The organism is Rubinisphaera margarita (assembly GCF_022267515.1).
GTDB lineage: Bacteria > Planctomycetota > Planctomycetia > Planctomycetales > Planctomycetaceae > Rubinisphaera > Rubinisphaera margarita.
Genome location: NZ_JAKFGB010000021.1, coordinates 333,235 through 352,253, shown reverse-complemented (window position 1 = coordinate 352,253; position 19,019 = coordinate 333,235). Strand labels below are relative to the sequence as shown.

The following is a 19,019-nucleotide window of genomic DNA, read 5'->3' as shown; positions in this document are numbered from 1 at the left end:
TGGATCGGAAATAGCCAGGCGGTAGCGACTAATCACTATCTGCAGGTCACTGACGAACACTTCCAACGCGCGCTGCAAAATCCGGTGCAGCAGGTGCCCGTAGAGCCTCGTACGGACTCGCAAGCACTGAACACCGCGCATGAAAAAAGCCCTGAAAAACAGGGCTTTGCGAAAGATTGCGACACCTTGCAGTGTACATTAGCTCCCCCGGTAGGACTCGAACCTACGACCCAGCGGTTAACAGCCGCTTGCTCTACCAACTGAGCTACAGGGGATTGCGTTGGGCACTTTGCCCCGCTGCTGACTGGTGGACAGTGGCTGTCCGTGTCAGGTTCGCGAATACTAATGGCTGGTCGAAATGAAATCAAGCGATGTCGGGCAGATTTTTTCGCGATTTAAGTCTCTGTAAGCAGAGAGCTTACGCCGATTTCGCGGGTTCTGCCGTTTAGTCGAGCTCTGTTGAGAATCACGGCGGGGGCCGGGAGGGGAATGGGATTGGTTAGAACTCGCCGAGCACCTCTCCTCCGTCGCGAGTGCCGAGGCCTCTCCAGATCGATAAGTCAATATTCTCACTGATCGAGCGGGTGGAGCCGTCGAACAGGGCCACATTCACCATGCCCTGATGGTAGCTTCGCGAGGTGATGATGGCATACGAGGGGTTCCCGGCTCCGCCGTCCAGGCCTTCCTGCCAGGAGTTGTAATCCATTTCGTCGTACGTGATGCCGCCGGTGGTGTAACGCACCTTGGAATTCGGCGGCAGGGTGACTGTGACCCCCGTGTGGTGGACCCGTCCATCGGGCCATTCTGTGTGACCGGTATTCTTGAATTGAGCCCCTGAAGCGACGATCGTTTCCGCGGCGACGGCTGTGGGAGGAATGGTCGTCGACGATGGCCCGCCGTTTCTCTGATAGGGGGTCCAGGCCTTCACTTCCGCGGCCAGCAGCGTGTTGGAAGAACCGTCCACGGCATCGCGAAAAGTCAGGCTGGAGTTGGGATAGAACAGACCTTGTCCGCCACGACCGGTGGAGGGATCGAACACGAACCAGGTGCCGTAATTGAAGCCGTAGGTTGTCGGATAGAGCGTCACCTTCCCGCTGCCGGGATCACGAGCCAGGTCGCTTTTGGCATCGCTCGGACAGGCATAAACGGGAATCTTCAAGCCGTCGATTGGCGACTGGAAATCCCATGCGGTCGTCAGATCGACCGACTCGAACAGGCTTCCCTGTTCCAGGTACGGCAAAATGCGGCCGTGCACACCCCAGGAGCCATTCGAGGCTGTGGTTGTCACCGAGGTATCGACGGAGGCTCCGGGTGGAAGAACCGTGTTGGCATCCGCATAATTATGCAATGCCAGCGCCAGTTGCTTGAGATGGTTCTTGCACTGGGTGCGACGAGCCGCCTCGCGGGCCTGCTGAACGGCGGGCAAGAGGAGAGCCACCAGGATGGCAATGATCGCGATGACAACAAGAAGTTCGATGAGAGTGAAGGCGGGGCGTTTAGAGTCGTATTGTCGCAATTTGGAACCTTGTGGACACGGAGGGTGAAGTCGGCCTGTCTCAGGGCCGAGTTTGTTGGATACCCAGACGAGATGCAAGAGGTGTGCCACGTCGCCGATCATCCGTGATCAGCGGTTCTTTACGTTGAAAAAACGATCTCCGCCGCGATCCTGATGACAAAGTAGCCATTCGTGACGATTTTATCGCCGCCCTGTCAGGTCGTACTGAGGAGTGCGTCGCTGTAGGCTGGATCCGAACATGCGTTGGCCTCTACGACTTCAGATTCTGGTTCCCGTTGTCACGATTCAGGTGGTGACGGTACTCGCCGTGACGATCTCATCGGCGTGGATCGCTGTACAGAGAGCGAGGGATGAGGTCACCGATCGGCTCGACAGTGTCGTTTCCACCGTTCGGATTGCCGCCTATCCGCTGACGACCGGCGTGCTGGCCCAACTCCACGACCTCTCACAAGCTCACTTTGTCATTTACGACGGACAAGGGCGGCTTCGGTCTTCCACGCTTCCAGGCGGAGCTCCGGACCGGCTGCCGGCTCTCGATCGCGGCAAAGCGACTGTTGAAGGATCGGTTGGATCACGATCTCAGATCGAATTCGGAACCGAACGTTACTTCGTGGACGTGGTAACGCGTCCGGTTGGGACTGAGCTCGGAGACGTACTCGTTCTCTATCCGGAAAGTCGCTGGGAGCAGGCTCAGAATTCGGCGATGGCTCCGTCGCTGGCAATCGGCTTCCTTCTGTTGTCGGTCACGGTGTTCGCATCGATCTGGATCTCTCACCGCATCGCGGCTCGAGTGCGTATTGTGGAAAAGCATGTGGCCCGGATTGCTGGTGGCAACTTCGAGCCGCTTCCTCCCCTGCCCGTCAAAGACGAGCTGAGTGAACTGGCGGATTCGATCAACATGATGGCCTCTGTCCTGAAGCTGACCATGCAGCGAATACGCGATAACGAGCGGGCGAAGATGCTCACCCAGCTGGCTGGCGGAATGGCCCATCAGTTCCGAAACTCTCTCACCGGTGCCCGGGTCTCTCTGCAGCTTCATCAGAGGCACTGCGCGGAACGGAACGATCCGGCCATTGAGATGGCTCTGAAGCAACTGAAGTTGACTGAGGAGCAGATCAAGGCACTTCTGCGACTCTCTCGCGGCGAAGCCAGCCCCGGGGTTTCAACCAGTCTGGCCGATGTCGTGCAGGATGTGGTCTCGCTTGTCGAACCGCTTTGCGATCATCAGAAGATCCGCTTTGAGTCACGCCTCGAGCAGATGACGGTTCAAGTTCCTGACGGAGATGCCATTCGCGGGTCGCTGCTCAATATCGTGCTGAACGCGACCGAAGCGACCGGCCCGGGAGGTGAGGTGGTCCTTGTCACGCGGCGAGCCGATGAAGCCATCGTGATCGATATCGTTGACAATGGACCGGGCGTCCCGGAGGACGTTATTGATGAGATCTTCCAGCCATTCTTCACGACCAAAAAGGAAGGTGTCGGCCTTGGGCTGGCGCTGGCTTCTCAGGCTGTGGAGGACTGCGGGGGGCATCTTGAGTATGATCGAGAGGCCGGCAGAACGCGGTTTCGCCTGACAATCCCCGATTCTTCGACAGTTGAGCACACGCTGGGGGAAGATCATGCGAAAGCGGAGAGTTCACCGAATATCACGAGAAGAGATGATGTATGAGTAACATTCTGGTTGTCGATGACGAACCCTCGATCTGCTGGACGCTGGAGCAGGCTCTGGCGGATGATGGCCACGAGGTCGTGGCGACGTCGACGGCTGAAGAAGCGTTGCAGATCGCGGAGCGTCTGCGGCCCGATGTCGTCGTCATGGACATTCGGCTGCCGGGAATGGATGGACTGGAAGCGCTTGAAGCCCTGAAGAACGTGGCTCGCGATACGCCGGTGATCATGATCACCGCGTTCGGCAACCTCGATACCGCCGTGCAGGCAATCAAACGGGGAGCCTTCGAGTACCTCACCAAACCGTTTGATCTGGAGGATGCGATCCAGGTTGTCCGTCGTGCTCTGGGATCGAAGCCGTCATCGGCTGTGGGCGAACATGCTCCGCTGCCCCAGGACATGTCGCAGACCTTGCTTGGCTCCTCGCCCGGCATGCAGGCGGTTTTCCGAAAGATCGCCATGGTGGCTCCTCACGATGTCCCCGTCCTGATTACGGGTGAGAGTGGAACAGGAAAGGAGCTCGTCGCGGCTGCGATTCACCGTTACAGCAACCGATCGAGCGGGCTGTTCATCCCGGTCTGTATCCCGGCGATGAATGAGTCTGTTCTGGAGAGTGAACTGTTCGGACATTCCCGGGGGGCGTTCACGGGAGCGGTCGTCGAACGACGAGGACTTCTTCAGGCCGCCGATGGTGGAACCGCATTCCTCGATGAGATCGGAGACATCTCTCTGGCCACTCAGGTCAAGATTCTGCGCGTGCTTGAAACCAAGGCCATCACCTCTGTGGGGCGGGATGAGCAATACACGTCCGACTTTCGACTGGTGGCTGCGACCCATCGGAATCTGGAAGAAATGGTCGGTCGCGGCGAGTTCCGGGAAGATCTGTTTTACCGTCTGAGCGTCTTCCGCATCGTCATTCCGCCGCTGCGAGAACGAATGGAGGACATTCCGGTGCTGGCCAGGCACTTCATATGGAACGTCGATCCGCGACGAGTGGTCAGCCTTTCGCCTTCGGCACTCGAGGAGCTTGTCTCACGTCCGTGGAACGGAAATATCCGGGAACTGCGGAATGTGATTGAACATGCCGTAATTGTCACCCGGTCCGGGGAGATCTCGCCGCATTCATTTCCTCCGCCGATGCGCCGTGGGGAAGAAATTGATCGACGGCCGCAACTGAATCAGGCCTTGCGCGAATGGTGGAAAGAGACTTACAACCGGGAGGAGTCGCCGACGGAAGGTATGCACGAAGCTTTTCTGTCGGCCGCCGAGCCGGTCATTATGGAGGAAGCGTTGAAGGTGACCGGCGGGAATCGTCAGGAAGCAGCCCGCATTCTGGGGCTGCATCGGCAGACGTTACGAGAGAAAATCCGCAAATACGGGTTGAATCCGAACCCGACTGAGGATGAGTAGCCCCCGGTGAACTCAATTAGCTCGGACGAATCAGTCGACCAGCGCAAACGGATGGTGAGCCGGGTCGAAGTCCATGGCCTTCACATCGAAAGGCTTCACGGCTGATGAGGTATCGAACCAGATCACTTCGTCGAATTGCTCCGGCAGCGATACTTCGAAGTAGTGACTCTGCAATTCGGTACGAGGTCGATAGATGACGCCAATCGCCCGTTCCATGCGCGAGGAGCCTAGACGTTCTTTGAAACCGGGAAGTGCTGTCGCCCGCAATGGGAGAAATGCCTGCTGCAAACCTGTGTCGTGCAGCACCCGTTCGTAGCTCTCTTCATGCGAGGGGCGAACTTGCATAACCTCCATTGGCTCGTCCCAGAACGGCGCCGCGGCGACCGTGCCGCGGTCGGTCAGTTGGCCAATGAGATAGGCAGAGTCCCCGAAATGTTTCCGACAGAGATGTCCGAGATTAATCTGCCCTCGGCGTCCCATCTCCGTAGCCGCATCGTCGCCGAGGTGGGAATTGTGAGCCCAGAGGATCGCCCTGGATTCCCGCCCGTGGAAGTCGAGCAGCGACTCCAGAGTTTCGAACATGTGTTGATCGCGAAGGTTCCATGATTCGTCGCCGCCTCGGTACATCACGCGGTAGTATTTTTCGGCATCAGCGATGAGCTTGGCGTTGAGAGCAGCATCCATGAAGTACTCACCGTCATACCGGGCATATTCCATTTGACTCGCCAGCAGATCCTTGAGCATCGTGACCGCATCCTGTTCGCAGGAGCGGTACTGCCCCATCACTGCGGCCCGTCCATATGACTGCGGATCCGGTTCCCAGGCCGTGAGACAGCTGTATCGCTCGCGGGCGAGCTCCGCACTTTCCGGATCGACTTTCTGGAGATAACCGAGAACCGCACGAATCGAGGTGTAAAGGCTGTAAAGATCGACGCCGTACCAGCCGACCCGCTGATGCCGGTCCCGATTAGTAAGATTGAAGTCGCGGAGCCATTCGACAAACTCGAGGACCTCATGATTCCTCCACATCCACTCCGGGAAGCGTTCGAAGGCATTCCACTTCTGCCCATCGCCTGGCTTTCTGAGCGTCACGTAGTCATTCATTCGACCAGCATCGGGCCAGTCTGCTTCGACGGCGACAAAGTTGAACCCCTTCTGTTCAATCAGGGCCTGCGTAATTCTGGCTCGCATCCGATAGAACTCAGACGTGCCATGAGACGCTTCTCCGATGAGGACCAGTCGCGAATCGCCAATGCGGTCCTGCAGGGCAGACAAGTCCGCCTCTTCAATACTCTCAAATGGCTCCGCCGCCTCGCGGATCAACTCCGGTAGAGTCATGCTGGAATAGCTTTTCCCCGACTCCGACGATGTGGCCGGCTCTGCCTGGTCGCCTGTTGCCCAACCGGCCTGACCAACGAGTGGGACGAAGCGGACGTTGCCCAGATCGTCGTATTCGTATTCGTCTTCGCTGACCCGCTTCACGCGGACGAGTGATTGCAAATGTTTCTGCTCCCCGACGGGGATGACCAGTCGTCCGCCGATCTTCAACTGTCGCTTCAATGTCTCGGGAACATCCGGGCCCCCAGCCGCGACGACAATTCCGTCGTAGGGAGCATGTTCCGGCCAGCCAAGCGTTCCATCTCCCTGAAGCACATGCACGTTGTCGTAGCCCAGTTTTTTCAACCGTCGCCGTGCTGTCTCGGCGAGCAGACCGAAGCGTTCCACGGTATATACGTTCTCGGCTAATTCGGCGAGCACGGCTGCTGCATAGCCAGAACCGGTACCGATCTCCAGCACTCTCCCATTGCCATTCAACTCCAGCGCCTCGGCCATGAGAGCGACGATCAGCGGCTGTGAGATTGTCTGCCCTTCTCCAATCGGCAGCGGAGCGTTGCGATAGGCCACGTCCTGTTGATCGGTCGGAACAAATTTTTCCCGCGGTACCGATCTCATCGCGTTCAGTACCCGTGGATCGTCAATCCCCTGAACGCGAAGTTCACTGTCGACCAGCCGCTGGCGTTTGTGGAAGAAATCGTCTGGCATCTCAGGCCCCTCCTCTCTGCGGTCCTGTCCGACTGTCCCCGCCTTTTGATCAAATCGCAGATCGCTTATCCCTAAGTATAACCGACTTCTGATCGGGATCGTTTTCTCAGATCGGACTTTTCGGATTCGAGAAATTTCGGGTAAGAACCGGCACTTACATCTTTAGAAATCTCCCTGATTCCGTTAGAACGCTTTACAAGTCTCGCCTCGCCTCTGCAGGAGATACGTGCAGAGCCCGTTCCTTCCGCGAAAAATCTCCGGATTCTGCTCTGCAACCAATGTAATTGACTGAAATAGCGATCTTCTGGCCGAGTGACGTGATGATCTCATCATTCCCGGCCGTTGCTTCCTCCCGCTCTTCTGGCGTGGAGTCCCGATAAGGATTCTGCCCGGTCTTACATGCACTCCGAGACGGGGATGGTCCGCATCGAACCACGCGGAGATTCTCGACTCGCTTCTAACTGCCTCTACGGAATACCTGATGATTGGATACTTCACGAAGCACTCCGCTTCGCTTAAAGACGATGTTCTTGCCGCTCTGACCGTGGCTCTGGCTCTTGTTCCGGAAGCTGTCGCCTTCGCATTTGTCGCAGGTGTGCCGCCCACGGTGGGGCTCTATTCCGCCTTCTTCATTGGCTTGATCACCGCGATCGCCGGCGGACGTCCCGGTATGATTTCTGGTGCCACCGGAGCCATGGCGGTCGTCGTCGTCTCACTGGTCGCCCTGCACGGCATTGAATATCTGTTTTATGCGGTGATTCTCTGCGGCCTGCTGCAGATCTTCACTGGTGTACTCAGGCTGGGGAAACTGATCCGGCTGGTGCCTCATTCGGTGATGCTCGGGTTCGTGAACGGACTGGCGATCGTCATTGGTCTGGCCCAGCTCGGCAGCTTCAAGACCTTGGGCACGAACGGCACGATGACGTATCTGCAGGGCCTGCCGCTCGCGATCATGGGGGGGCTCGTCGCCCTCACGATGGCGATCATCATCCTGTTGCCCCGGTTCACTCGCGCCATCCCGAGTTCACTGGCCGCGATCATGGTCGTTTCGGTGATCTCGATCGGAATCAACCAATACGCCCCTCAGACGTGGATTCCAGCGGGCCAGGCGAACGTCGTCCAAACCGTCGATGACCTGGTGGCCAACAATCTGCGAGCCAAAGCCGTTCAGGAAGCCGCCGCGGAAGCCCACGGGGGAATTGCCACCGCTGACGCCCATGGTCATGGCCAGGTCGACATCGCCGTCCTCGAACAAAAGCAGATCGACGAGGCGGTCGCCAGTGTGACTGCCGTTGACGAACCTCTTCCGATGCTGTTTTTCCTCGACTCCCGCTACACGCTCGCTCCGCTGACGTGGGAAACGTTCTTCATCATCCTGCCGTTCTCCCTGATTCTGGCCGGCGTCGGGCTGATCGAATCGCTGATGACGCTCTCGCTGATCGATGAGATCACCGAAACTCGCGGCAACGGAAATCGTGAATGTATCGGACAGGGGGCGGCCAATATCGTTTGCGGCCTCTTCGGCGGGATGGGAGGCTGTGCGATGATCGGTCAGTCGCTGATCAACATCAACTCCGGTGGACGCAGTCGTGTTTCGGGCGTCGTGGCCGCTGTCGGCCTGCTTGTCCTTGTCGTCGTTCTGAAGCCGGTGATTTCGATGGTGCCGATGGCCGCTCTCGTCGGTGTGATGTTCATGGTCGTGATCGGCACGTTCGAATGGAGCACGCTGCACACCTGGAACAAGGTCCCGGCAGGCGATGTGCTTGTGATGGTGCTGGTCGCCGGATACACGGTCCTGTTCCACAATCTCGCCATCGCGGTTCTGCTGGGCATCGTTGTTCAGGCACTCATTTTCGCCTGGAATCATGCCACCCACATGTTGGCCGACATCCACTTCGAAGACGACAAGAAGGTCTACCAGTTACACGGACCGCTATTTTTCGCCTCGATCAGCAGCTTTCGGGACCTGTTCGACCCCGCCAGCGATCCGCCCGTCGTGGCAATCGACTTCTACTTCTCCCGGGTTTACGACCAGTCGGCCATTGAAGCCATCAATCGACTTGCCGAGCGATACCAGCAGGAGGGAAAGACCCTGCATCTGCAGAATCTCAACCCCGATTGCCGCCGCATCTTCGAGCGAGCCGATCATCTGGCCAAGGTCGAGATCTCCTCCGGTCTCCACTACCACATTACGAAGACGATCTAGTCGAACGACGTTCGTGCAACATTGCTCCTTCAGTCGATGCCCGTCTGGGCTTCGACTGAAGTGGGAGACCGTCTGACGGTCGAAGGTGTGAAGGGACCCCGGCACGACGCACGGTGCAGGATCGTGCTTCAGCCTTTGACTGAGTCCTGCTGCTCCTTCAATTCGTTTTCCGCGTTCGCATGTTCTTCAATGGCGGTCGGGCCTGGTGTGATGCGGTCGATCAGTGTCCCGACCGGCCACATCGCGATCGATGCGATCATCCCCGGCAGCATCTTGAAAACGTCGCCGTCGTAACCCGACATATTCCAGGCCGCGACAGTGACAACGCCGGCGAACATCATCAATGTGATGGTCGATGCCGACAGAGGCACGCGGAGCAATCGCAGAATCAGAGCGGGGCCCAGGCCGGCTCCCAGCGCCGACCAGGAAATCAACACAAGTGCGAAGACTCCCTGCCCTGCGTACAACGCCACAAACAAGGCCAGTGCGGTAACGGCCAGTGTCGCGATCTTCGCCGCGATGTAGGAGTCCTTCCAGTTCGGATTGATATCCTGCGTGATCGCTCCGGAACAGACAAGAATCTGCGAATCGGCCGTCGACATCGTTGCGGCGAACAGGCCGGCCAGGACGAGTCCAAGCAGGACATCGGGCAGCAGTCGGCGGGCCATTTCCGGCATCGCCAGTTCCGTGGCCTGCGCAACGGAAAGCCCCTCGGTCAGCGGAATTGAGAGCAGGTCAGGCATGAAGGCTCTGGCATAGAGGCCGACGGCAATACTGGCGACAAAGAACGGCACGAACCACATGAAGTAAATCGTTCGAGCCCGCGAGATTTCATCGACCGACCGCAGCGCCATGAATCGGACGAGAATGTGAGGCTGGCCGACGGCACCGAAGCCGCCAAAGATCATGCCCAAAAGATACATTGTGAACCCGAATGCGAGATTCTGCGGAATCCACTGAACGAGGGTCGGATCCTGTTCGCGAAGATTCGCCCAGACATCGGCTGGAGAACCGACGTGGAAACTCGCGGCGACCAGAAGCACAATCATGGCGATGATCATGACGAACGATTGAGCCGCATCGGTCCAGATTGAGGCTCGAATTCCTCCAGAGAAACAATAGAGAACTACAATAACCGCTCCGATGATGGCACCGATCTGCGGGTCCCATCCGAACAGGGTCTGCAGAGCCGTACTGCCGGCTTTCAATTGAGCTGCTGCATAAACGCCAAGCAGAAGAAAAGTCAGAATGCCGGCCAGTACGATGACGAGCCGTTGCGAGCCCTGCCGCGATTGTCCAAGCAGCGCGGGCAAGGTCGCGACATCGGCTTCTTCCGATTGCCGACGTACACGTGGATGAACGATCATCCAGGCGACAAAGTCTCCGGCAATCCAGCCGATCATCATCCAGATTGATTCGATCCCGACGCGATACGAGTAGGCGATCTGGCCGATGAACATGAAACCGCTGTTGTTTGTCGCGACCGCCGAAAGTGCCGCCAGCCACGGCGGAACCGAACGGCTGGCCAGCAGATAATCTCCCGTGGTGTTCGATTTCTGACGAGCCGAAGCGACCCCGATCAGGACAAACACCAAGAGAAAACAGAGAAAACTAACGATGACCATGCTCATAAAATTCCCATTGATTGTTCACCTAATCCCCGTAATGAGAGGGCAATCTCGGGAAATCGGAAGTTTGCCGACAGTGGTCTGAGAAAAAGCCCTTGACGCATCTGCAGGAGCGTATATTCTTTGCTCAGCAGATAATTGCAACACTAATTATTTCTGACGCACGGAATCAAGCGGGAGCGTGTCCCCGATGTTCACGTGTGGTACATGACAAGCTCAGAATGCCTGACTCTACGGAGCCCGACACTCAGACGCTGTCGATTCGCAAGCCGACCGTCGCCGACGCCTCCCATATCTGGAAGCTCGTCAGCGACTCAGGAGTTCTCGATGAGAATTCCTGCTACCTCTACATGTTGCTTTGCCGCGACTTCGCAGACACCTGCGTCGTGGCTGAAGCGGACTCGCGAATTGTTGGCTTTGTCACCGCTTATCGCCCTCCTGCAACCCCGGATGCTCTATTCGTGTGGCAGGTTGGGGTCTGTCCTTCCATGAGGCGTCGCGGTCTGGGACTACGCATGCTGCAGGATCTCGCTGCACGCTGCCCTGTCAGCCGTCACAGCTATATCGAAGCGACTGTCGCGCCTTCAAACCTCGCCTCTCGCAAACTTTTTCAATCGCTGGCCAAGCACCTTGGTGTTCAACTCAGCGAGTGCGACGGCTTCTCCGCATCAGATTTTCTGTTCGGAGACCACGAATCCGAACCTCTGCTCCGCCTTGGACCTCTCGACGGATCGAAAGCTCCCGCGGACACTCCTTCTTAATAATGAGAATCGTTATGACCGATACATTCGAACGCCTGGAAAGCAACGTGCGCGGTTACTGCCGCATGTTCCCGACCGTATTCAAAACTGCCAGTGGCGCCATTCAAATCGATGAGAACGGAGACGAATTCATCGACTTCTTCTCCGGAGCCGGTGCGCTGAACTACGGGCACAACCCCCCTGCTCTCAAGCGATGGCTCGTCGATTACCTGATGAGCGACGGAGTCACTCACGGCCTCGACATGTCGACTCAGGCCAAGGAGCGCTTCCTGCGAACCTTCGACGAGGTGATCCTGCAGCCGCGTGGTCTTGAGTACAAGATCATGTTCCCCGGTCCCACGGGAACGAACGCGGTCGAAGCCGCGCTCAAGCTGGCTCGCAAGGTGACCGGACGGCACAACATTGTCTCCTTCACCAACGGCTTCCATGGAATGACGCTCGGTTCGCTGGCATTGACCGGCAACGGTGGCAAGCGAGCCGGTGCAGGTGTGCCGCTCGGCAACGTGACCCACATGCCATATTGCGATTATCTCGGCACTGAGGCCGATACCATCGCGGCTCTGGAGCGTTACCTTGAGGATTCCAGCAGCGGGATGGACCTGCCAGCCGCTTTCATTCTGGAGACGGTGCAGGCCGAGGGCGGCATTAATGTCGCTTCCCGAACCTGGCTCAAGGCTCTGGCCCGACTGGCCAAGCGATTCAACGTGCTGCTGATCGTCGATGACATTCAGGTCGGCTGCGGCCGAACCGGTCCGTTCTTCAGCTTCGAGCCTTTCGGCATCGAGCCAGACATCGTCTGCCTGTCGAAATCGCTTTCCGGATATGGACTGCCGCTGGCGGTCACGCTGATGAAGCCGGAACTGGATGTGTTCAATCCCGGCGAGCACAACGGCACATTCCGCGGCCACAATCCTGCATTCGTCACCGCGACGGCTGCACTGGACGAATTCTGGCGGGACGATGCTCTCACCCAGAAAGTGAACCGCGACGCCCGGACAATTCGCAATACGCTGCTCGACCTCGCCGGTCAGGCGGATGGCGAAGTTCGCGGACGTGGCCTGATTCAGGGCGTTCAGTTCGCTGATTCTTCATTGGCCAATCAGATCTCTCATGAAGCATTCAAGCGCGGTCTAATCATCGAAACAGCCGGACCGAGCGATGAAGTGCTGAAAACTTTGCCGCCGCTGACAATTCCTTCCGACGTGCTCGAGAAGGGACTGTCGATTCTGGCCGAGGCCTTCGAGGCGGCTCATACCAAAGATCTCGTTGCGTCCTGACGCAACATCGCTTAAGTACGTCTAAGCAGGCGGGTCGGGAACCTCGATCCGCCTGCTCTTCTTTCACCCCCTCATCGACCGCACTCCAGCGGTTCCAGACGACCAGGGAACCTACACATGATCGTTCGCAAACTCTCCGAAATCATTCAGACCGACCGTGAAACCCGAGCCAAGACCTGGGCCAGCCGTCGCCTTTTGCTCGCCAAGGACAAAATGGGCTTCTCGCTCCATGACACCATCATCTTCGCGGGAACCACCACCGAGATGCACTACCAGAATCACCTGGAAGCAGTCTACTGCATCGAAGGCAAAGGAATCCTCAAAGATCTGGACAACGGCGAGGAACACGAGCTCACCGCTGGCACGATGTATGCACTGGACGGTAACGAGAAGCATATTCTGATTGCCGAGCAGCAGCTGCGGATGATCTGCGTGTTCAACCCGCCTGTGACCGGAGCAGAAACACACGATGCAAACGGAGCTTATCCGTTGCTCACCGAGGCGTAAAAGCGTCGCGTTGACCGTGCCTCCTGATTCCAGACACCTCGTATCAAAAGGCAGGACAAAATGACCGCAACCATTTACAGAACCGACGACCCGTACCATTCACGGACTTCGTCACAGTGGGAACGTGTTTCCCGAATCGATCCCATTGTCAGCGAGGGCATCTCGGGCCCGCTCAGTCCTACTGAAGTTGACCAGTACAAACGAGACGGCTTCCTGTTCGAATCCGGTCTGTTCTCTCAGAACGAAGTGAACGAACTGCTGACGGAAGCCCGTTCTCTGGTCGCGAACTGGCCGGTGAATCGCTCGGGCATCGTCAAGGAGCCGGAGTCTGAGACCGTGAGATCCATCTTTCGGATGCATCGATACAGTCGCGTCTTCCAGCAACTGTTTCAGGACTCGCGTCTGCTCGATCGAGTCCGTCAATTGCTCGGCGAAGATGTTTACGTGCTGCAGTCCCGCGTCAATTACAAGCCGGCATTCGAAGGCAAGGAGTTCTACTGGCACTCCGATTTCGAGACCTGGCACGTCGAAGACGGTATGCCGCGGATGCGGGCGATTAGTGTGTCGCTTCTGTTGACTGAGAGCCACGAGTTCAACGGGCCGCTGATGCTGATTCCGGGTTCTCACAAGGATTACATTCGCTGTATCGGCGAGACTCCCGAGAACCACTACGAGAGTTCACTGCGGCGGCAGGAATACGGCGTTCCGTCGGCGGAAGCTCTTGAAGAGATGATCGCTGAGAACGGAATCGTCGCTCCCAAGGGACCGGCCGGCTCGGTGATCTTCTTCGAATGCAATACGATGCACGGCTCCGCTGGTAATCTCAGTTCCACACCACGCAACAACGTGTTCGCCGTTTACAACGCGGTAAGCAATGGTCTGGTGGATCCGTTTTGTGATTGTCCGCCGCGACCGGATTACCTGGCGGAGCGGAAGATTACGCCACTGAAATCGAATCGAGACTGATTCGTTATTCGGGATAGTTGGACGCGTCGTCATTGCCGTCGATGTCGACATCGACCTGCGGCGTGAGCAATGGCGAGGCGTCAATATCCTCGGCGTCCATCAGCTGAACGATGCGTTCCAGCGAGGTTAACAGTTGCTGAACTTCTTCTCGATCCAGATCGCGTAACCGTTCGAGAAACTGCTCCTGAAGCGGTGTTGGGAGATTCCGCAACTTCTTTCTGCCGAACTCCGTCAAAGTGAGGCAGACTTTCCGTCGATCGTCGGTGCTCCGCTCACGAAGCAGATAGCCATCACGTTCGAGCCGATCGAGAATACGCGAAACCGTCGGTGCGGAGAGTTGGACCATTTCTGCGACGCGTGCCACTGTGGCGTCGGTTGCACAAGGAAGATCCGCAATCGCTTTCAGACAGAGCATCTGAGGCACGCTGACTCCAGAGTCCCGGCCAATACTCCGGGAATGTTCCGATGTTCGGCGAAGGATACGCCGGATGGCCCGGAGAATCTCAAACCCGATCGTCTCGTTTTGGCTCACGTCTGGTCCCTGCAGGTCGTGGCCGGATCCAGCGAGCTTCCGCCCCAGCCCCTGTCGAAAATGTGTATTGACAGTGGAATTATCTCTGGTACGGCCGACTTTCTCAACTGCGTTTGAGCCGGTCAGGAGAGAATCTCCCGGATGAGATGACCGTGCACGTCGGTCAGCCTGCGATCGAGTCCATTGTGATACCAGGTGAGCTGTTCGTGGTCGAACCCGAGCAGATGCAGCACGGTCGCATAGAAATCCCAGACCGTTGTGGGGTTCATCTCTGCTCGTCGGCCAAACTCATCGGTGGCGCCGTAGCTGACGCCCCCCTGCACTCCCGCCCCCATCATCCATGCGGTGAAGCCATCCGGGTTATGATCGCGGCCCGCAGTCCCCTGCTGATGGGTAGGCATCCGTCCAAACTCCGTCGTCCAGAGAACCAGCGTGTCATCGAGCAGCCCCGATCGCTTCAAATCGGAAAGGAGTGCGGCGGTTGGCTGATCGAAGATCGGACAGTGCCGTTCGTAGTCGGACTTCAAGGTCTTATGGGCATCCCAGTTGAGCAGACCATCCACCCCGGACGCCCGGGAGGCACAGTACAGACTCACATGACGGACGTTCCGCTCGAGGAGACGCCGAGCCAGGAGACAGTTCCGCGCATACGCCGCTTTGAGGTGATTGGAATCGTCGGTCCCATACGTGCGATGGACTTCCGCCGATTCCCGCGAGAGATCAGACACTTCAGGAGCGGAGAGCTGCATCTTTGCAGCCAGTTCGTAAGCGGCGATCCGCGCCTGCAAATCGGATTCAGCGGGATGAGCGGCCGCGTACTGTTCGTTCAGCTGATCGAGCAGCCGACGCGAAGCCTCTTCTTTCCGCGGTGCGATCCCCTCTGGAGTTCTCAGATTCCGGATGGGTTGCTGATCGCTCATCATGATCGCCTGATGACGAGCCGGCAGAAATCCGTTCGTCCAGTTGGCTTTCCCGTTGGGAGGCTCGCCACGGAGATCCTGAATCGCGACATACGTCGGCAGGTTGTCATTATCGCTCCCCAGTGCATAGCTGATCCACGCCCCGGCACTCGGGAAACCTTCGGTAGCATGGCCGGTATTCATGAATACACAGCCGGGCCCGTGAGTGTTCGTTTTGCTGTGCAGTGAATGGACGAAGGCAATATCGTCGGCATGCTCCGCCATGTGCGGCAGCATCGAGCTCCACATCTTGCCGCATTCCCCGGCCGGCTTAAAGTCCCAGGGGCTTCGCATGAGATTGCCATTCTTTCCCTGGAAGGAGACCATATTCTCCTCTCCGGGAAGCGGCTTGCCGTGATATTTCTCCAGAGACGGCTTGTGCTCCCAGAGATCCATATGCGAAGCCGCTCCGGGACACATGATCTGCAGAACTCGCTTCGCTTTCGGAGCGAAGTGGGTCTGATTCCGCCCCGGTTGCCAGCCTTCCGGGGCGGCCATGGCTCGTCCGGACAACAACTGAAGCAGACTGACGCCCGTCAATCCTGTCGTCATGTCGCTGAGGAAATGTCGGCGGGTCAGGTTTCGGAGCTGTTGAAGCGGCTGAGGCATCGCGGTCTTACTCCACATAGATCATCTCGCTGGTGTTGAGCAATACGCGGCAGAAAGCCAAGAGGCCGTGCTCAGCAATGAACTCCCGGCACGAAGCGGACTCCGCATCCGACGGCGGCCGGCCGTAACAAAGTCGATACGCCCACTGCACCTGGACTGCGGGTTCATCGCCCACTTCACTCCGCAGGCGCTCCGACAAAGCGTTCGCCATATCCATTGTGAAACTGTGATTGAGCATCGTGAGTGCCTGCAGCGGCGTCGTGGTTTCGGCTCGGCTCGGCGTCGAGAAGGCGCAATCGGGCTGATCGAAATCGGTCATCAGGTCAACCACGGACGCCCGGGCATTCTGGTGATAGACGGCTCGACGATACGTTTCCGGTCCATGCTGGTCGAGAGGCACGTACGTGCAAACGTTGTCCTGCATGAAATGGTAAAGTCGAAATCCCGGACCTCCCATGCGGCGATCCAGCTTGCCGGCAATCTGCAGGATCGAATCACGAATCTCTTCGGCGGAAAGACGACGCGGAGGAAATCTCCAGAGCAACCGAGCGTCGCCATCGACTCGTGCGGATGCGGCATCAAATTCGGAGGACTGTCGGTAGGCCTCCGAAAGCATAATCATCCGATGCATCGGCTTCAGCCGCCAGCCCTGTTCGCGCAGTTGGACCGCGAGGAAGTCGAGCAACTCGGGATGACTCGGGCGTCCTCCCATGTAGCCGAAATCACTCGGGGTATCGACAATGCCGGTTCCGAAGTGATAGTGCCAGATCCGATTGGCCAGCACCCGGAGCGTGAGGGCGTTGTTGGAATCTGTAATCCACTCGGCCAGTTTCCGACGTCGGGTCGACTCGTCGCTTTCCGCGGGCAGTTCGAAGGGGGACACCGTCTGTTCCAGTGAAGTCACACTGGCCGGAACGACCTCGGGACCTTTCTTCTGGGGACTGCCGCCGAGAAAGATATGGAAAGGACCGCTGGCATCACCCGCACTTCGACGCCCAATCCAGACGGAAGGCAACGCCGGGATCGAGGCGATCTCCCGATTCACCTCATTCAACTGCCGATTGCGTTCAGCGAACTCTTTCTGTTCCTCCTCAGACGCTTCAAGCCGCCAGAGCCGGATGTCGAGATGGGCTCCTCGGTTCACAGGCTGACGGTCCCATCCACTGGAGACCACGTGCCATTGCTGGCCGTCGAGTGAGACTTCGATTCGATAGTCGGCCACGAACTCAAACTTGCGATGCTCTGGAGTAGACTCCCCTTTCGCGCTGGAAAAGACGACGCGATCGATTTCCGTCGGTTCGGCCAGTTCGATTGTCAGACTGTTTCCAGCAGAGAGAAATCGAGCCCCGGTTTTTCCGTCGATGGCCAGTTGCGGTCCGTAAGCATTCGGAAAATCTTCGATCTGCCGCGATGCTCCGAGGGCTCGGCTTCCGTTCGCTTCCAGCGCCACATTGCGAGGCTCTGTTTCTGTCGACCAGATTTCAAACTCGTCGATCCCGAAGCCGCTCGAGACAGCGGGATTCCCGTCTCGACCTTCGCAAATCAGACGCACATGCTTTGCCAGGACAGGATCGAAACGATCTTCCGTTCCCGTCCGGTCGACGGGCGGGCGAGTCCAGCGCGCTTCATGATCCGCCAGTCGCGAGCGTCCGCGTTCGAGCACTTTCGCCCGAATCTCCTTCACTTCTCGGTCGAGATCCTGTCGCCGTTTGGTCAATGGCTGCAATCGATTCTGGCGCTCAGCCCGAACTTCTGGAGTGGCCAGTTCAACGGCTCCGTGCCGAACTCCAGAGAAAGTGGCATAGAAGCCGTAATAGTCCCGCTGGGTGATCGGATCGAACTTGTGATTGTGACACCGGGCGCATCCGATCGTGAGTCCCAGAAACGCTTCGCCAGTGGCGCTGATCATCTCATCGAGCGTGTTGGCGCGGATTTGCGCCGCCTGCACGGCATCTTGATTGCCGACATCATCGTAGGGCCCGGCGACCAGAAACGCGGAGCCGACCGCCACATCGGGGTCGTCAGGAGCAAGCACATCTCCGGCGAGATGTTCCTGGATGAACTGATCGAACGGTTTGTCGTCGTTAATCGACTGGATGACATAATCGCGGAACGGCCAGAGCGTATCGATGATCACATTGCGTTCGAAGCCATTGCTCTCTCCGAAACGAACGACATCCAGCCAGTGCCGGCCCCAGCGTTCCCCGTAATGAGGCGAGGCCAGGAGCCGATCGATCAGCTTTTCATAAGCCTGCGGATCGGGATCGTTCACGAACTGCTCGACCTCGTCGGGCGTGGGTGGGAGTCCGATCAGATCGAAGGTGGCTCGACGAATGAGGGTGCCCCGGGCGGCGGGCTCATTGAGTGTTAGCTGGTTCTCGGCAAGTGTCCGGCGGACAAAGTCGTCAATCGTCATTCCGGCTTCGGCTTTGCGAAGCGGCTGAAGAGACCACCAGCTGCTGTCGGCCTTTGATTGTTCCTCGATCACAATCTCGGCTGGCCATTCCGCGCCCGTGTTGATCCACTCTTCGATGAGAGCGATGTCTGCGGCGGACATCGGCGGACTCTCCTGTGGCATCTTCGCTTCGCCGTTGTCGTCCGGCGTGATGAGCTCGATCAGATAGCTTTCGCTCGCATTGCCGGCTTCGAGATAGCCGCTCTCGGACAGATCCGAGATTGTCGCCAGCGAGATCTCCCCCTTTTCATTCCCGGGCGAGTGACAGCGAATGCAGTGCTGTTCGAGCAGAGGAACGATGTCGTGCCTGAAGTTCACCGGGGTATCCGCCGCGGAGGCTGTAGAACTCACCGCGGTAACCACGCCAACCAGGAGCACGATCGTCAGCGGAACTAAACGTCCGAGTCGACGACGGGTCTGGAACTTCGTCAATCTGCCACCTTTTCCTTCACGGGATCTAACATCCCGTGCGTGAAACCAGA

At 57.9% G+C, this 19,019-nt stretch carries 13 protein-coding genes and 1 tRNA gene; 7 read left to right on the top strand and 7 right to left on the bottom strand.

Annotation, left to right across the window (positions count from 1 at the left end; genetic code table 11):
- Positions 1 to 202: 202 nt before the first annotated feature.
- Together L1A08_RS21110 and L1A08_RS21105 are read right to left on the bottom strand one after the other, a co-directional pair.
- Positions 203 to 275: transfer RNA gene (locus L1A08_RS21110), tRNA-Asn, on the bottom strand.
- A gap of 224 nt (positions 276 to 499) precedes the next feature.
- Positions 500 to 1,516 (bottom strand): DUF1559 domain-containing protein, encoded by a 1,017-nt coding sequence (locus L1A08_RS21105; RefSeq protein WP_238758550.1) that lies wholly within the window; start codon positions 1,514 to 1,516, stop codon positions 500 to 502.
- A gap of 238 nt (positions 1,517 to 1,754) precedes the next feature.
- On the opposite strand from L1A08_RS21105, the gene L1A08_RS21100 reads away from it, so the two are divergent.
- Positions 1,755 to 3,185: a sensor histidine kinase gene (locus L1A08_RS21100; protein WP_238758549.1), complete on the top strand. Its 1,431-nt coding sequence runs from the start codon at positions 1,755 to 1,757 to the stop codon at positions 3,183 to 3,185.
- Positions 3,182 to 4,594: a sigma-54-dependent transcriptional regulator gene (locus tag L1A08_RS21095; protein ID WP_238758548.1), complete on the top strand. Its 1,413-nt coding sequence runs from the start codon at positions 3,182 to 3,184 to the stop codon at positions 4,592 to 4,594. The genes L1A08_RS21100 and L1A08_RS21095 overlap by 4 nt, the downstream gene beginning before the upstream one ends.
- 30 nt (positions 4,595 to 4,624) lie before the next feature.
- Here the strand turns inward: L1A08_RS21095 and L1A08_RS21090 are convergent, their stop codons facing one another.
- Positions 4,625 to 6,637 (bottom strand): protein-L-isoaspartate(D-aspartate) O-methyltransferase, encoded by a 2,013-nt coding sequence (locus L1A08_RS21090; protein ID WP_238758547.1) that lies wholly within the window; start codon positions 6,635 to 6,637, stop codon positions 4,625 to 4,627.
- A 481-nt stretch (positions 6,638 to 7,118) separates the two neighbouring features.
- On the opposite strand from L1A08_RS21090, the gene L1A08_RS21085 reads away from it, so the two are divergent.
- Positions 7,119 to 8,843, top strand: coding sequence for a SulP family inorganic anion transporter (locus tag L1A08_RS21085; RefSeq protein ID WP_238758546.1), 1,725 nt, complete (start codon positions 7,119 to 7,121; stop codon positions 8,841 to 8,843).
- A gap of 128 nt (positions 8,844 to 8,971) precedes the next feature.
- Here L1A08_RS21085 and L1A08_RS21080 read toward each other — a convergent pair whose 3' ends face one another.
- On the bottom strand, positions 8,972 to 10,468 hold the full coding sequence (locus L1A08_RS21080; protein ID WP_238758544.1) for a sodium/proline symporter: 1,497 nt from the start codon (positions 10,466 to 10,468) through the stop codon (positions 8,972 to 8,974).
- 224 nt (positions 10,469 to 10,692) lie between these two features.
- Between L1A08_RS21080 and ectA the strand changes: the two genes are divergently transcribed.
- From ectA to thpD, 4 genes are all read left to right on the top strand, one after another.
- The gene (gene ectA, locus L1A08_RS21075) at positions 10,693 to 11,232 is read left to right on the top strand and encodes a diaminobutyrate acetyltransferase (RefSeq protein ID WP_238758543.1); all 540 of its coding nucleotides are present in this window, start codon (positions 10,693 to 10,695) and stop codon (positions 11,230 to 11,232) included.
- Between the two features lie 14 nt (positions 11,233 to 11,246).
- On the top strand, positions 11,247 to 12,509 hold the full coding sequence (gene ectB / locus L1A08_RS21070) for a diaminobutyrate--2-oxoglutarate transaminase (RefSeq protein ID WP_238758542.1): 1,263 nt from the start codon (positions 11,247 to 11,249) through the stop codon (positions 12,507 to 12,509).
- Positions 12,510 to 12,626: 117 nt separating this feature from the next.
- Positions 12,627 to 13,016, top strand: coding sequence for an ectoine synthase (locus L1A08_RS21065; protein WP_238758541.1), 390 nt, complete (start codon positions 12,627 to 12,629; stop codon positions 13,014 to 13,016).
- A 60-nt stretch (positions 13,017 to 13,076) separates the two neighbouring features.
- Entirely contained in the window at positions 13,077 to 13,982 is a 906-nt protein-coding gene (gene thpD / locus L1A08_RS21060; RefSeq protein ID WP_238758539.1) for an ectoine hydroxylase, read from the top strand.
- Between the two features lie 4 nt (positions 13,983 to 13,986).
- On the opposite strand, the gene L1A08_RS21055 is transcribed toward thpD, so the two are convergent.
- The 3 genes from L1A08_RS21055 to L1A08_RS21045 form a co-directional block, all read right to left on the bottom strand.
- The gene (locus L1A08_RS21055) at positions 13,987 to 14,406 is read right to left on the bottom strand and encodes a MarR family winged helix-turn-helix transcriptional regulator (RefSeq protein ID WP_315860613.1); all 420 of its coding nucleotides are present in this window, start codon (positions 14,404 to 14,406) and stop codon (positions 13,987 to 13,989) included.
- 230 nt (positions 14,407 to 14,636) lie between these two features.
- Positions 14,637 to 16,100, bottom strand: a complete 1,464-nt coding sequence (locus L1A08_RS21050; RefSeq protein ID WP_238758537.1) for a DUF1501 domain-containing protein — start codon at positions 16,098 to 16,100, stop codon at positions 14,637 to 14,639.
- Positions 16,090 to 18,969 (bottom strand): DUF1553 domain-containing protein, encoded by a 2,880-nt coding sequence (locus L1A08_RS21045; protein WP_238758536.1) that lies wholly within the window; start codon positions 18,967 to 18,969, stop codon positions 16,090 to 16,092. Before L1A08_RS21045 ends, L1A08_RS21050 begins: the two co-directional genes overlap by 11 nt.
- Between the last annotated feature and the right edge of the window lie 50 nt (positions 18,970 to 19,019).